Genomic DNA, 13,666 nt, shown 5'->3' with positions numbered 1-13,666 from the left:
GCTACAAATGCAGCAAAAACATCAAAAAAACGCCAAATATAGTTCCTAGGGCAAATGTCTCAAGCCTTATGAGGGGGACGTTTTTTTGAAAAGTATTAACCGTTTTTAGAAGCTTTGTTTGGCACTCGGTATACTCTATCGCCCTTTGTCTTAGCAAATAGGTGCACGGAAAGATATTTTCCTTAAAGTAGGCAACGCAGTCTTGTAATCTCTCGATGGTTTCTTTAGGGTCGTCTATGCCTATACCGGCCGTTGCTAGCACGAATTTTATCTCTAGCACCTCGACGGAGTTCTGGGTTTCGTCGGCAAATTTATCGTATTTTTCCTTGATATAGGCGATTATCTCCTCGCCGCTTTTCCCGGCTATTTCGCTTTGCGCACTATCTTGTGGTTCTTGCATATCTTCTCCTTTATAAAAATATGCAAGAATTCTAGCTTTAATCTTTCAGAAGCTTTTGAAAGTCGCCACTGCTACATTTTAGGATGAAATAGATCGTTTATGAAATTTGGATTTAGCATAAACAAAACAGAGTAAAGGGTCAAAATTTGAGTCGTCGTATCCTCGTCTTCTTTGGCATTTGGACTAACTAGTAAAATTTCGTCTTTCTTGTTTTTGTTTAAGATATGCTTGCACTCTTTTAAAAACTCTATTAGTTTATCTGAAAACAGCCCCATGACATGCAGGGTCTTATCTTGGATCTTGATAGCTATTTTTTCTTTGAAGTCTATTAGGGTGATTGGATTTGAGGTTAAATTTTGCGTAAAAAAAGCCATTGTAGGCGATGCTAATTTGACCGGTGATGGGGCGGCGTACATCATTGCGGACGGACTCGGTGGAGGCGACTTTGCAAGATTGGTCATTTTTTTTGCAATCACGATTTTACAAATTTTATCTATCCCTAGAGCAAAGTCTTCAAAAAGATTTTTAGGAAATTTTGCTTCTAATGCACCATGCATATTAATCTCCGAATCAATCATAATAAAAAATGGTGCATATAGCATTTCCGGCCCATCGGCCTCTATTTGCAAAACGGCTTCTAATGCTTCCAAAAAATTATTTTCATTTATCGGAAGCCATACCCTATTATTTTTACCTTCCGACAGTATAGCTATTATATATTTGCCACTAAGTAGATCCGCAAATTGATCTTTTTGTAGCCCTCTTTTTCTTTGTAGACCTTTTGCATCTTCCTCAAAATAACATAAAGTAGATATTTGATTTGGCGTATATCCTGTTTTTATGTCGTCAGGAGTTAATTTGGGTTTTAGATAATCCATGGCCTCCGACTCGCCTTTGTTTATCAGCTTTTGAAAAAATTCTCGAAACATGTCGTATTTGCTATTAAAAAATCTTCCGTATGCTTCTTTGAATAAAATTTCTGTTTTAACCCTATGGCTTGAATATATTAATTTTAATCTGTTATACCTAGCCAAAAGAGCGGATTTTCTGTTTGATTCCAGCTGATTTGGGTTATCCTCGCGCACTTTTGATGCTTTATTTTTATCATTCATTCTTTATCCTGTCAAATCTAAAATTCAAGCGATAAGTCGTCTTCATTACTCTTATTACAAATTCCTCGTAAAGGATGTTTTTTGTGCTCTATCTCATAAAGCTCATTTTCGATTTTTTCCCTTAGATGTTCGTCGTCGCGGTCTAAAGCCTCAAGCGCTTCCTTGAGCAACTTTTGAGCTTCGCCGAGCTTATCTTGTCTCGAAAGGCAAATGGCGAGCCTGTAAAGACATCTGGCAAGCTGATCTTGCGGGACTTTGCGAACTATGTCTTTTAGCTCGCAAATCGCCTCTTCTTTTCCCTTCTTTGAAATTTTAAGCTCCAAAAGTCCCAAATTTAGCTCAAAAGCGCACTCAAAAAGATTGTTTTCCATAGCAACAGCGATGTGCTGTTTATAAAAGCGTTTTTTATCAAATTTAACGCTTAGAGACGTTATTCTTTTTAGATCGTTCATTTTCGTTCCTTTGGGCTGAATTATACCAAATTTGGGCTTTGCAAAGGCTTGTAAAAGTGGACTCGCCCCCCTAGGATACTAAAATAGTATTTATAAAATCCCAAAAGCTACCGAAATAGACTAGATTATTGCTCTTTTTAAAAAATAAAGAACTACTTGACCCAGTTGACTTGTCGATAAGCTAAGTTCACTTTTTGCAGCCGCACAGGTTGACACCCTAAAACATATACTCTTTGAGTGCGCACAAATAAACCTATATTTAACCGCTTACTGTGCAACCTGATTTATGTATTTTCAGAAAATAAAATATTTTAGTTCTGAAATTCAAATTACATAAAATATTCTATAATTAATGTAGGGATTGGCAAAAAGCTGATTTCAATTTTAAACAAAAGGAGGAATTGCTATGAAAAATAGTTATCCTAAAACATTTAACAGTCTCGAGGAAGCAAGGACCTACTACGCCTCTCTTTCGAGAAAGTTGCTAGCTAAAAAGGAAAATACGCTTTTTAGACTGGCCAAAATCAATGCGGAAATGGAAAATTTGGAAAAGAATTTTCGCGAATACAGCCTTGCATTGCCGCTTTGCGATCAGAAAAGATACTACATATCGACACTGATAGATATGGAGCGGACGTCGAAAAAAGGCGCGCCGGAAAACGCAAACTACACGGTCGCTGATATAGATGGGCTCATCGAGGTACTGGACAAAGATGCAGCTAGGCCTATTTCTAGCATATCGGCACCTCCGTCGCGACCGGTTACCGAAAACTCTACCGGCAAAGAAAACAAACAGTCGGCTACCGCGACTTCTACCGACTCTACCGACAAGAAAGCGGAGGTCGGGGATGATAAGAAAAAGTAGCCTATCTAACGGTATCCATAATGGATACCGCGCTAACGACGATAAATTTAAAAAAGGAGACAAAAATGTCAGTTTTAAAAAATAATCGGTTTACAAGTAAAATGACGTGTTTTAAAATTCAGCGTAGCGCGCCTAACGCTTTTGCACATAACGACCGCAGTCAAACGGTGGATCACGCTTACCCCCAGTTTTCGAATCTCAACGAAGTCGACTTAAGCGCTTTTCTTGCCGAAGAAAAATACTTGCGTATGCTCACGCAGGCGATCCTTAACTACATGGCTAGAACAGGCCAAAGAGTTCAAGTCGATCCAAGAAACATTAGGCGCTCGGCCATAGTACTGATCGAAGACCGCCATACTCTAGACGACGTCAGGCGGCTTTGCGATGCAATAGAGAGAAAATACGGATGGCGCACGATACAAATCGCTATCCACAGGGACGAAGGCCACTTCGATGAGAACGGCGTTTGGCATCCAAATTTGCACGCGCATATCGAATTTTTCGTGCTTGGAGCGGATGGGGTAAATCTTTATAAAAGCCGCGACTTTGGGCCGCTAAAGATGAAGGAGCTACAAACTATAGCTGCAAATGTTTTGGGTATGCGTCGAGGCATCAACTACTCCGCCATCGGCCAAACGCCCAGAAAAGGGTTGCCTCATCAAGTATATAGGCTCCTTGCTCAGACTACCGCACAACTAACAAACAAGATAGAAAAACTTGAAAATACGCTTGAGCAAAAAGGCAACGAGCTAGAAAAATTAAAAAAACTAATAAAACTGCCTGAAGAGCAAAGCTACAACGAGGTTGAAACCAAATGTAGTAAAGCATTTGCGAGAATCTTTGAAGGCGTCGATTATCATATAGATGAAATTTGACTACGCCAGGTATCCGCTTAGGATACCTCTACTCGCAAGGACAATGAGAACAAATTAAATACCATTTTATATAGGGTAATAATAGCTCATTATTACCCTTCACCAATTTCAAGTCTAAATAACACCAAAGCAAGGTGTAGAAGCGGTATTTACATAAGTGCGATTTATAATCTTTTTATTTTTTTGTTCATGTTTGATTGTTTTAGCTTTTAGTTGCGTTAAATTTCCCCCCATATTAAGATACTCAAAAATACCTGAAATCCCATCAAACGCTTTCAATATATGCACTTGCGTCATTATTGCACTATCCTGAGAATAGATCAGAATAGAATTAGACTTGTCTTTTCGCAACATTAGCTTAGTCACATTTGACAATTGTTCTTGTTTGTTGCCTATAAATTTTGACTTGCTTGGCACATGTCTTAATGCCAAAGCAATATTCGGCATAGACTCGCCAATACCGGCATGGGCGTCATATGCGCTAATTATTTGAGCAAAAGTTCCCCTTAAGCGATGAGCACTAACATCTTTATCTTTTACAACCTTATCAATCGCCCTATTAACTCTATGTTCCAAAGCATTTTTGGTCTTACAAATACTCTTTATTTTTTTTATCCAGTCATAATTGGCTAGGTCGTGAATATTTTTATGAAGAACCATCTCATCTTCAGAAGTATGCCCAAATTTTCCTTTAGCTGTTTTAACTCTAATAAGCTTTATATCATCTCTTTCAAAAAAACTGTCTTTATCTAACCTAATAAACTCTTCCATACGAAGTCCTGTGTGCAATGTAAATCTAATATAGTCGAGTATTTCCTTTTCTATCCCATATCCTCCAGAGAATATTTTTTTAATTCATCCAATGTAAAATTTCTTTTTTTATTACTTATATCTACACTATACCTCATAACCGTTTCCTTAGAAAATGGGTTTTTACTTATTATATTCCTGCCTATAAAATAGTCATAAAATTTATACAGATAGCCAACTGTATTATTAGCCCTATCCTTGCTAATATTGTTTGCGATGTATTCATGAAATTTGTTGGCTTCCTCATACCCCACATCAACGAAACCAACTTTATTTTTATCCAAGAATTTTTCCAGCCTATCCACTGCAAGCCTATACTCTTTCATTGTAGATTCAGTACAACGCTGCTTACTCTTATTCTTCAGGTAATCCTCTAATAATTCCTTAATGTTTTTAAGTAGCGCGTTATTCTTTAATTGTTTATCGCTATATTTACTTTTACATTTTTTTAATGCATAATCACTAATAACCTTTATGATACGATTCGAAATAAATTCTCCACAAACCAAGGCACCATCATTCATAAATTTTATCGTTTCTTTTTCTAGACAAGAATTCGTCCTATTTATACAACAAAAATTTGATAGTTTGCAATCTATGATTTCAGCAATCTCTTTTTGAAACCTTAAAAAATCCTTATTCTTGTTGTTTTTGCTAAAATAGTCCGACAAAGATCTATATTTTTCAATATCTCTTTTAGAAATATTTTCACAGTATTTACTTATAAGCACCCCTGAGGCCTTAAACCATTTTTCTCTAGGAGCCCCCTTAATCCTACTGATTTGTTTAAAACAACTTTTTATATCTTCATGCAACTTTTTAGGCTCATACATATAGTACTCCCTGATTGCATCATGGTCAAGCTCTTCGTATCTACTTACATCAAATAGCTTCCTTACATCTAATTTCACTTATTATCCTTTTTTTGAAATATAAGTGAAAATTTATAGGCTATCTTTCAAGAGCTTTTGAATATCGTCAAATAGGCTTTTTAGTATCCTTCTATCCTTTTAAAAACTTAAATATATCCAAACCTCCCATGGCTTTTTGTTTAGCTTTGAGTGATATGCCTTTTGCATAAGTATCAGTGGCCAGGTCAGCAGAATGCCCTAAAAGTATGGATGTGATATCAGCAATTCCATTCTCCAAACAATAATCCTTTATAGCTTTTGCAAAATTTCCTCTCAAACGATGAAACGATACGTTTGCTTCAGGTATGATTTTGTGAATATGCTTATTTAGTCGCTTGCTAAAATAGTCACAGCTACTCTTGCCCATCTTTATTTCCTCTAGCCATCTCATATCACTAAGATATAATATATCCCGGTGAACCGGTATTTGCCTATACTTAACGGCGCCTCCTTTTTGTTTAGCAGTCTTTACGTTGATAAATTTAATGCCTTCTTGCTCGCCTATACTTGAACTATCAAGCTGCCAAATTTCATTTAACCGTAGGCCAGTATATAGAGCAAACAGCATATAGTCTCGCAAATCAAGCCTGTTAGTATCAAGCACTAGCTTAAGCTCATCCATAGTAAAGTTGTCTTTCGGAGATTTTTCTTCGAGTGAAATCTTAAATGAAGTCAAGGTTTTAAAAGGGTTACTGGTTGCTTCGTTAATTTTTATAGCATAATCAAATAGCCTTTTAGAGTAAGATATATAATTATTTACAGTTTTTTTATGGAGTTTTTGGGCATTCAGCAAGTTAATTTGAAAACTCTCGGCATCGCTATAAGTAACATCTGATATATGCTTATTTTTCAAGAACTCATCTAAAATTTTGCCTGTTTTAATATAGTAACCTTTTGTTTTATTGCTTGATTTTAATTTTTCACATTCGTTTTTCACATAGCGTTTGGCTATTTGTTCAAATGTTGTATGCTGTTTAGGATTTTGTGTATCTTTTTGTACAATAGGGCAAATTTCCAAAGTAGATTCATTTTGTTCCGAATACAAACTTACATTATAAAATTTAGCTACAGTAGACTGAAAAAGACTTTTATATTCTTGAATGTCTAAAAATAGTTTGTTAGTCTTTATGAAAGAGTCGATATCTTCTTTTGATCTTCTTTGGTTTTTTATTAATAAAGCTAGAGAGGTCGGCTTTTTAACAACTCTTTGCATTAGCACCAAATTTACTTCAGACTTTATTTTCTCTGCAAGCATGCGAGCCTCATTTTCGTCGCTAGTAAAAAGGCAATACTTAATAGTAGTTTTTTTACCGTCTTTTATGGCTGTATCAAAATAATAGAAATTTGGTCTCTTTGAAATTTTCGTGATCAGCTTAGAAAGCATATCTGACCTTATGTCTCGAAGATTTTCTGGAACAAAATACCAAATTTTCTGTAATAAATAAAAAGTGTCCAATTTTCAGAACAATAAATTTATAGTTAAATTGGATTAAGATATCGATAGATACGTAGTTTGTGAAAAAAATTACATATGCGGTGGCGGACAGAGAGGGATTTGAACCCTCGAGCCCCGGTTAGAAGCTGCACCCTTAGCAGGGGTGTGGTTTCGGCCACTCACCCATCTGTCCACAAAAAAGAAATCGCATTATAATTAAATACCGCTGATATCTTGCTTAAATTTGCATTTTCGCGCCTGGTGCTCTTGCGCGGAAAGATAATCGAGTAAAATTTGATAAAATTTAAACAACTCGCCGCTAGTCAAATTTGAAAATTTAATCCTTCCAAAGCCACCATTTCAGCTTGGCTTTGTCGGGACGGGGCGTATTTGCGTAGTAGCAAACCATGCGGTAAACGTAGAGGATACATCTGTCACTGCCGCGCCCGAGCGCCTTTGTGCGCTCATACATCTCATCTGGGTCCGCGCCCTTTAGCGAAGCGATATCCTCGTAGCCGAGTGCGAGCAGATCCGCCTCGGTCGCCTCGCCGACATAGGGTATTTTCCTAAAATCGCCCAAATTTACCTCAAATTTCTTTTGAGCTCCGCCAAATTCGCCGCTTCGAATGAAATTTTAAATTTCATTTGCACGCTGCGAAGCTTGCTAAATTTTATCTCGCTACTGTGCTCAGTCGCCGCCCGAGCTGTCCTTGCGCGATGAGTTAATTAAAATTCTCGCGCGCAGGAACACTGTTTAAAATAATTTCGCGTCAAATTTTAGGCAAACCAAGCGTTAAATTTGCCCTAAAATCCGCTCGCAAATTTCGCGCGGGTTTTGTGCCTGATATATCGGCCGACCTACCACGATAAAACCAGCCCCCGCCTTGCGCGCGACGTCCAGATCCGCCACTCGCTTTTGATCTACCGCACTCTCGCCAAACGGCCTTACGCCAGGGCAGAGAGTGATGAAATTTGCGCTCGTAGCGTCCTTTATCAAACGGCTCTCGAATGCCGAGCAGACCATGCCGTCAAGCCCCGCTTCGTAGCTCATCACGCTAAATTTGCGCACGGCGTCGCTTAAATTTTGCTCGTAAACCGCGCTAAATTCGGTCTCGTCAAAGCTCGTTAGCGCAGAGACCGCAAGCACCAGCGGACGCGAAGCTAGCCTATCCAGCCGCTCCATCACTGCGCTCATCGCGCGCTTGCCGCTACTTGCATGCACGTTTATCATATCGACGCCAAGCTTTGCGATCTCCTCGGCCGCGTCAGCCATCGTGTTTGGGATATCATAAAGCTTTAGATCGAGGAAAATTTTAAAATTTCCGAGCTTTTTTAGCCCTTCGATAAAACCCGCTCCGTCGCGCAAATATGCTCGCAAGCCCACTTTGAGCCAAATTTTATCAGCCAAGCTCGCAAGCTCACCTGCTAGCTGCAAACACTCCTGCTTCGAGCTCATATCAAGCGCGACGCAGAGCTTCACAGATCGGCCTTTAGCGCGTCTAGCACGCCGTTTATAAATTTTGGCGCCGAGTCACCGCCCAGCTCTTTGCCAAGCTCGATGCCCTCGTTTATGATGACTGCTTTATCGGTCGGGGTAAATTTCATCTCGTACGCCCCCAGCCGTAGCACGGCGCGCTCGATGCTGCCGATCTCGTTTATCTTCCACTCTTTTAGGCGCGCGTTTAGTAGCGCGTCAAGCCCCTCTGCATGCTCCAAAATACCGTGAAAAAGCGACAGCGCAAGGCTTCGCTGATCGTTTCGGATCTTTTTTTCTTCTAAAAATTCCTCAACGAACTCCTCGCTGCAGCTACCCATTTCGCGCGCATACAGTAGCGAAACGACGGCCTGCCTGACCTGATGACGAGTCGCCATTTTACGCCTCCAAATTTTTATATAAGCTTAGCATCTCGATCACGCCCGTCATCGCCTCAAAGCCCTTATTTCCAGCCTTTGAGCCTGCTCGCTCGATGGCTTGCTCGATGCTATCTACCGTTAGTACGCCAAATGTCACCGGCTTGCCGTATTTTAGCGTCACGTTTGCGATGCCTTTGGTCGTCTCGGCGCTCACGTAGTCAAAGTGTGGTGTAGAGCCGCGTATCACCGCTCCCACGCAGCAAATAGCGTCAAATTTACCGCTAGCTAGAGCCTTTTCAAGCGCCATAGGTATCTCAAACGCGCCCGGCACTAAAATCAAGCTCAAATTTTTCTCGTCTCCGCCGTGGCGCAAAAATGCGTCCCTCGCGCCCTCGACCAGCCTATCGGTGATGATGTGGTTAAATCTAGCATTGATGATCGCTATCTTCTCGCCGCCTTTTAGAGCCAAATTTCCTTCTATTATTTTCATGGTTTCTCCTTTTAGATTATTTTTAACATTATCGCGCTTAGCGTTATTAGCGATAGATAAAACGCCTTTTGCGCGCTCATTTTTTCTTTATCAAACACTATCCCGATGCCCACGGCTCCGACCGCTCCGATGCCCGTCCAGATCGCGTACGCTACCGACATCGGCATAGCCTGCATCGCGTAGCTCAAAAGCCAGAGCGAAATGGCGAAATTTGCGACCAAGATCAAAAAATTTGCCGCTTTTTTCACGCCGAAGCTTTTTTGAAATTTGGTTAGAAAAAATACGCCCGAGACCTCGCAACACCCTGCCACCAAAAGAGCTAAGACGTGCGTCAAGATTTTAGCCTTTTTAACCCCAACACGCCCGCGATCAGCGTCGCTATAAAAAATAGTCGCAAGAGATCCGGCGTCTGGCCGCTCGCGCGAAATTCGCTCACGATCTCGGCGATCACGACGAAAAACGCTCCAAGCCCCACAAACACGGTGTATGTGATGCTAATGGGCAAGTATTTCATCGCCATTATAAACGACGTAAAGCTAACGCAAACGAGCATCGCAGTTAGCGCTATCTCCGGCGCGCTTGATGCGTGCTTTAGCCCATACGCCCAGCCGCACTCGGCGACCGCGCCGCCTAGCACCCATAAAAAGCCCTTAGTTTGCATCGCCTAGGGCGTCTTTTATCTTAAAAATTTGAGCGATATTTGCGTCTAGTTCGTCCAAATTTAGCATATTTGGCCCATCGCAAAGCGCCTCGCACGGATTTACGTGCGTCTCGTAGAAAAATCCGTCCACGCCCGCAGCAGCCGCAGCCCGCGCAAGATACGCCACAAATTCCGCGTCCCCGCCGCTTTTCTCGCCAAGAGCGCTTGGCATCTGCACGCTGTGAGTAGCGTCGAAAATCACGGGCGCATATTCTCTCATCAGCACCAAATTTCGCATATCTACTACTAAATTTCCATATCCAAATGTGCTGCCTCGCTCCGTTAGCCACACGCCGTTTTGCTTGGCGACCTCGTATCCATCGCCGCTAATGCCCCTTGTTTCTAGCACTTTTTTAACCGAGTGCTTCATCGCGGATGCTGCTAAAAACTGCCCCTTTTTGATATTTACCACCGCTTTTGTCTTAGCCGCAGCAACGAGCAGATCGGTTGGGCGAAAAAAAAACGGGGGGATTTGCAGCACGTCCGCCACTTCGCCTACGGGTGCGGCCTGATAGCTCTCGTGGATATCGGTTAAAATTTTAAAGCCAAATTCCTTTTTTACCTTACCTAAAATTTCGCACCCTTTTTCAAGTCCGGGCCCGCGAAACGAGCTTATACTCGTGCGATTTGCCTTATCAAAGCTTGATTTGAAATAAAAATCTATCCGCTTATCTTCGTTAAATTTAACTAGCCTTTTTGCCACGTCAAAAACGAGCTCCTCGCTCTCGATGACGCAAGGCCCTGCTATTAGTATCATCATCTCTCCCTTGCTACGATTATTCCGCTGATAACGACCAGCATTATACCAAAAAACGCCGCCGCATTAGGTAACGTATCGCCCATAAAAAAGCCCACTACTAGCGAAAACACGACGTCCATATAGCTTATCGCGGCGACAGAGCCCGCCTTTTTACTCGCCGCGTACGCCTTCGTCATATAAAGCTGGAAAAAATAGCCCGCAAGCCCCATCAGCACGATGAGGATTACGCCTTTAAAATTTGGAGCTACAAACGGCGAAAGCAAGAAATCCAGAGGCTCAAATTTGACCCACTCGGCAATGCCCATCAAAAGCATCGGCAGAGCCGTTCCCCACGCCATAAAACTAAGCACAATGACGCTCGTGTCGTAGCTTTTTCGTAGAGTTCGCACGCTGAGCATCGCAAGCGCCGCTCCTACGCCGCTGCTAAGCCCCAGCCAGTCGGTTTTACTGATGCCTAAATTTGGCTGGATGATAAAAAGTATGCCGATAAAGCCCAGAAATATCGCGCCCCAGCCCTTTTTACTAAGCGCTTCTTTTAAAAAAATAGCCGCAAAAATCGCCGTGAAAATGGGGCTGGTTTTTTGAAAAGTATAAGCCGCGCCTAAATTTATATGAGCGATGTTGTAAAAAAGAGCAAAAAGCGCGATCGTGCCGATAAATCCGCGAAACATCAGCACCCAAAACTGCCCGCCTTTTTGATGCGTCGGCGGCCTTTTGTAAATCGCGTAAAGCACGATAGCAAGACCGACGGCGTTTCTAAAAAATACGACCTCGATGCTTGACATCTGCTCGCTCAAAACTTTCGCAAAGCCGCCCACGGCGGCAAAAAACATACACGCGATGATCATATAATAAGCGCCCAAATGGTGCAAAACGTATCTACGAAACAAAATTTTCCTTTAAATTTAAAACAAGCATTTTAATAAAAAATGACTTAAAATTTGTCTACTTAAGTGTTATTTTATGTTATAAATTGTATAAACCGATTTCAAATATATAAGGTTGGTTCTATATTTATATTAAATTTATCTTTTAAAATCACAAAAAAAGGAAGTTTTTATGGGCGAATTTGTATCTAAATTATTTAGATCTAAAAAATTTCAAATGTTTTTAGTCGTTTTATGCATAGTTTTAATGCCTGCGCTCGGTATTATCTTTGTAAATATCCAAAAATATCCAAAACATCTCAAGTCAGTTAGAGGATGCTTCAGCCAGACAGCTAAACTCATACAAGCTAGCAGATGAGCTCAGACAAAGCTCTGATGATCTAACTAAACTCGTGAGATCATACGTGGCGACGGCCGGGAAAAATCCTGGCTTTGAGGAGCAATATAACGCTATTTTGGATATCAGAAACGGCAAAAGCCCGCGCCCAGAGGAATATAACAGAATTTATGGGACTTTGTCGCAGGCGGGATCAAAAAGCCAAGACCGGACTCAAATTTGAGGATCGCGCTAAAAGATCTAATGAAGCAAGAGGGTTTTACGGAAGCCGAGTTTAAAAAAATAGAAGAGACCGAAGCAAGGTCAAACGTCCTCGTAAATCTTGAGTTAAAAGCTTTTGAAATGATCAAGAATTTAAACAAAGCCGAGCCCGAAAAAAGAGATGAAATTTTAAAAACGGCGCTTGATCTAGTTAACGGCAAGGACTATCACGACCAAAAAGCCTACATCATGAAGCCGCTTGACGAATTTTTCGTTTTGGTTTCGGACAGAACGCACAATGAAGTAAAAAATCTACATGAAAGCTTAATCCTGCAGCAAAATATCTTTAAAATTTTGCTCGGTATTACTATATTTTGCTCCATCATCTTATCAATCGTAAATAGCAAGGTGATACAAGGAATTTTAGGCGCAAAACCAGCTCAAATAGAAAACGTCATATCAGAAATTTCAAACGGAAATTTAGCCGTTGATATAAAAACCGATAGCCCAAAAAGCGCAATGGGTCTTCTGCAGGCCGTCGCGCAAAATTTAAGAAATTTAATCAGCGAAGCAAAGCAGCTCTCTCGCGAAAACTCCTCGACTGCATACGAGCTAAGCTCGACTTCGCTGATCGCAGGCCAAAATGCCGAAAAAACATCTCAAATAGTTGACGAAGCAGCCCAAAAAGCAAATCAGATAAAAGATCAGCTTTTAGAATTTATAGAAGAGGCCAAAAAGGGTGCAGGCGATATGAAGCAAGCAAGCACCGTCATCGAAAGCGCAAATAAAGCCATATCAGATCTCGCATTAAAGATAGAAAACAGCGTAGAATCAGAGCTTGGCCTGTCGGATAAAATTTCAAGACTTAGCGGCGAGGCCGAGCAAGTCAAAAACGTACTCTCCGTGATAAACGACATAGCGGATCAGACGAATTTACTAGCCCTAAACGCCGCTATCGAAGCCGCACGAGCAGGCGAGCACGGCAGGGGATTTGCCGTAGTCGCAGACGAGGTCAGAAAGCTGGCCGAAAGGACGCAAAAGAGCCTAGTCGAGATAAATGCGACGATAAATATAATCGTCCAGGGGATAAATCAGGCTAGCGAGCAAATGCATATCAACTCAGCTCAGATAAAAGATCTAAATTTGGTAGCGGACGACGTAAAAGACAAGATCACCATACTAGCCGATAGTATGCATCAAGCCATAAATTTATCCGATAAAAACGTAAGCGACTATGTAAAAACAGGCGAAAATGTAACTGAAATTTTAAACAATACAAATAACATAAACGCCATCTCTTCTCAAAATGCAAAAAGTATCGAGGAGATAGCGGCCGCCGCCGAACATCTAAGCAAAATGACCGAAACTCTAAACAACAGCCTAGACAAATTTAAGGTTTAACTTCAAATTTTACCCCAAAAGCTCTTTGACGAAAATTCAAAGAGCTTTGCATTATGCCTCTTTAAGCCGCATTTTATACTTTATATAAGAGAAAAGTCTGTATAATCAGGCATCATAAAAAGGACAAATTTTGCAAAAGATAATTTTAGTCGGCAAGCCAAACGTCGGCAAAAGCT

The 13,666-nt window shown here is 41.0% G+C and carries 16 protein-coding genes, 1 tRNA gene and 1 pseudogene; 3 read left to right on the top strand and 15 right to left on the bottom strand.

Annotated elements, in window-relative coordinates:
• Position 1: 1 nt before the first annotated feature.
• From H740_RS07370 to H740_RS07360, 3 genes are all read right to left on the bottom strand, one after another.
• Positions 2 to 400, bottom strand: a complete 399-nt coding sequence (locus H740_RS07370) for a hypothetical protein (RefSeq protein WP_002952874.1) — start codon at positions 398 to 400, stop codon at positions 2 to 4.
• 71 nt (positions 401 to 471) lie between these two features.
• Positions 472 to 1,512, bottom strand: coding sequence for a hypothetical protein (locus tag H740_RS07365; RefSeq protein WP_002952871.1), 1,041 nt, complete (start codon positions 1,510 to 1,512; stop codon positions 472 to 474).
• 17 nt (positions 1,513 to 1,529) lie between these two features.
• The gene (locus H740_RS07360) at positions 1,530 to 1,964 is read right to left on the bottom strand and encodes a hypothetical protein (protein WP_002952869.1); all 435 of its coding nucleotides are present in this window, start codon (positions 1,962 to 1,964) and stop codon (positions 1,530 to 1,532) included.
• Positions 1,965 to 2,370: 406 nt separating this feature from the next.
• Between H740_RS07360 and H740_RS07355 the strand changes: the two genes are divergently transcribed.
• Together H740_RS07355 and H740_RS07350 are read left to right on the top strand one after the other, a co-directional pair.
• The gene (locus H740_RS07355; RefSeq protein WP_002952868.1) at positions 2,371 to 2,829 is read left to right on the top strand and encodes a hypothetical protein; all 459 of its coding nucleotides are present in this window, start codon (positions 2,371 to 2,373) and stop codon (positions 2,827 to 2,829) included.
• 65 nt (positions 2,830 to 2,894) lie between these two features.
• The gene (locus H740_RS07350) at positions 2,895 to 3,704 is read left to right on the top strand and encodes a mobilization protein (protein WP_231679331.1); all 810 of its coding nucleotides are present in this window, start codon (positions 2,895 to 2,897) and stop codon (positions 3,702 to 3,704) included.
• A gap of 114 nt (positions 3,705 to 3,818) precedes the next feature.
• Here the strand turns inward: H740_RS07350 and H740_RS07345 are convergent, their stop codons facing one another.
• The 12 genes from H740_RS07345 to H740_RS07290 form a co-directional block, all read right to left on the bottom strand.
• Positions 3,819 to 4,475 (bottom strand): hypothetical protein, encoded by a 657-nt coding sequence (locus tag H740_RS07345; protein ID WP_002952865.1) that lies wholly within the window; start codon positions 4,473 to 4,475, stop codon positions 3,819 to 3,821.
• 50 nt (positions 4,476 to 4,525) lie between these two features.
• Positions 4,526 to 5,425 carry a phage integrase N-terminal SAM-like domain-containing protein gene (locus H740_RS07340; RefSeq protein ID WP_002952864.1) on the bottom strand — a complete coding sequence of 300 codons (900 nt, stop codon included), beginning with the start codon at positions 5,423 to 5,425 and terminating at the stop codon, positions 4,526 to 4,528.
• Between the two features lie 91 nt (positions 5,426 to 5,516).
• Positions 5,517 to 6,809 (bottom strand): tyrosine-type recombinase/integrase, encoded by a 1,293-nt coding sequence (locus H740_RS07335; RefSeq protein ID WP_002952862.1) that lies wholly within the window; start codon positions 6,807 to 6,809, stop codon positions 5,517 to 5,519.
• Between the two features lie 153 nt (positions 6,810 to 6,962).
• Positions 6,963 to 7,053, bottom strand: a tRNA-Ser gene (locus H740_RS07330).
• A 144-nt stretch (positions 7,054 to 7,197) separates the two neighbouring features.
• Positions 7,198 to 7,440 carry a helix-hairpin-helix domain-containing protein gene (locus H740_RS07325; protein WP_002952861.1) on the bottom strand — a complete coding sequence of 81 codons (243 nt, stop codon included), beginning with the start codon at positions 7,438 to 7,440 and terminating at the stop codon, positions 7,198 to 7,200.
• A 213-nt stretch (positions 7,441 to 7,653) separates the two neighbouring features.
• The gene (gene pyrF, locus H740_RS07320; RefSeq protein ID WP_002952860.1) at positions 7,654 to 8,340 is read right to left on the bottom strand and encodes an orotidine-5'-phosphate decarboxylase; all 687 of its coding nucleotides are present in this window, start codon (positions 8,338 to 8,340) and stop codon (positions 7,654 to 7,656) included.
• A complete protein-coding gene (nusB, locus tag H740_RS07315; RefSeq protein WP_002952859.1) occupies positions 8,337 to 8,732 on the bottom strand; it encodes a transcription antitermination factor NusB in 396 nt (131 codons plus the stop codon). The genes pyrF and nusB overlap by 4 nt, the downstream gene beginning before the upstream one ends.
• A 1-nt stretch (position 8,733) precedes the next feature.
• Positions 8,734 to 9,204, bottom strand: a complete 471-nt coding sequence (ribH, locus tag H740_RS07310) for a 6,7-dimethyl-8-ribityllumazine synthase (protein WP_002952858.1) — start codon at positions 9,202 to 9,204, stop codon at positions 8,734 to 8,736.
• Positions 9,205 to 9,215: 11 nt separating this feature from the next.
• Positions 9,216 to 9,539 carry a DMT family transporter gene (locus tag H740_RS07305; RefSeq protein WP_002952857.1) on the bottom strand — a complete coding sequence of 108 codons (324 nt, stop codon included), beginning with the start codon at positions 9,537 to 9,539 and terminating at the stop codon, positions 9,216 to 9,218.
• Positions 9,536 to 9,865, bottom strand: coding sequence for a DMT family transporter (locus tag H740_RS07300; RefSeq protein ID WP_002952856.1), 330 nt, complete (start codon positions 9,863 to 9,865; stop codon positions 9,536 to 9,538). Before H740_RS07300 ends, H740_RS07305 begins: the two co-directional genes overlap by 4 nt.
• Positions 9,855 to 10,661: a 3-deoxy-8-phosphooctulonate synthase gene (gene kdsA / locus H740_RS07295; protein WP_002952855.1), complete on the bottom strand. Its 807-nt coding sequence runs from the start codon at positions 10,659 to 10,661 to the stop codon at positions 9,855 to 9,857. The genes H740_RS07300 and kdsA overlap by 11 nt, the downstream gene beginning before the upstream one ends.
• The gene (locus H740_RS07290; protein WP_002952854.1) at positions 10,661 to 11,554 is read right to left on the bottom strand and encodes a DMT family transporter; all 894 of its coding nucleotides are present in this window, start codon (positions 11,552 to 11,554) and stop codon (positions 10,661 to 10,663) included. Before H740_RS07290 ends, kdsA begins: the two co-directional genes overlap by 1 nt.
• 1,414 nt (positions 11,555 to 12,968) lie before the next feature.
• Between H740_RS07290 and H740_RS12525 the strand changes: the two are divergent.
• A pseudogene (locus tag H740_RS12525) lies at positions 12,969 to 13,490 on the top strand (methyl-accepting chemotaxis protein); the annotation flags it as partial.
• Positions 13,491 to 13,666: the final 176 nt, after the last annotated feature.

Source organism: Campylobacter showae CC57C (genome assembly GCF_000344295.2).
In the GTDB taxonomy this organism is placed as follows: domain Bacteria; phylum Campylobacterota; class Campylobacteria; order Campylobacterales; family Campylobacteraceae; genus Campylobacter_A; species Campylobacter_A showae_B.
Note: the sequence above shows the minus strand (reverse complement) of the source record. Positions and strands in the feature narration are given on the sequence as shown.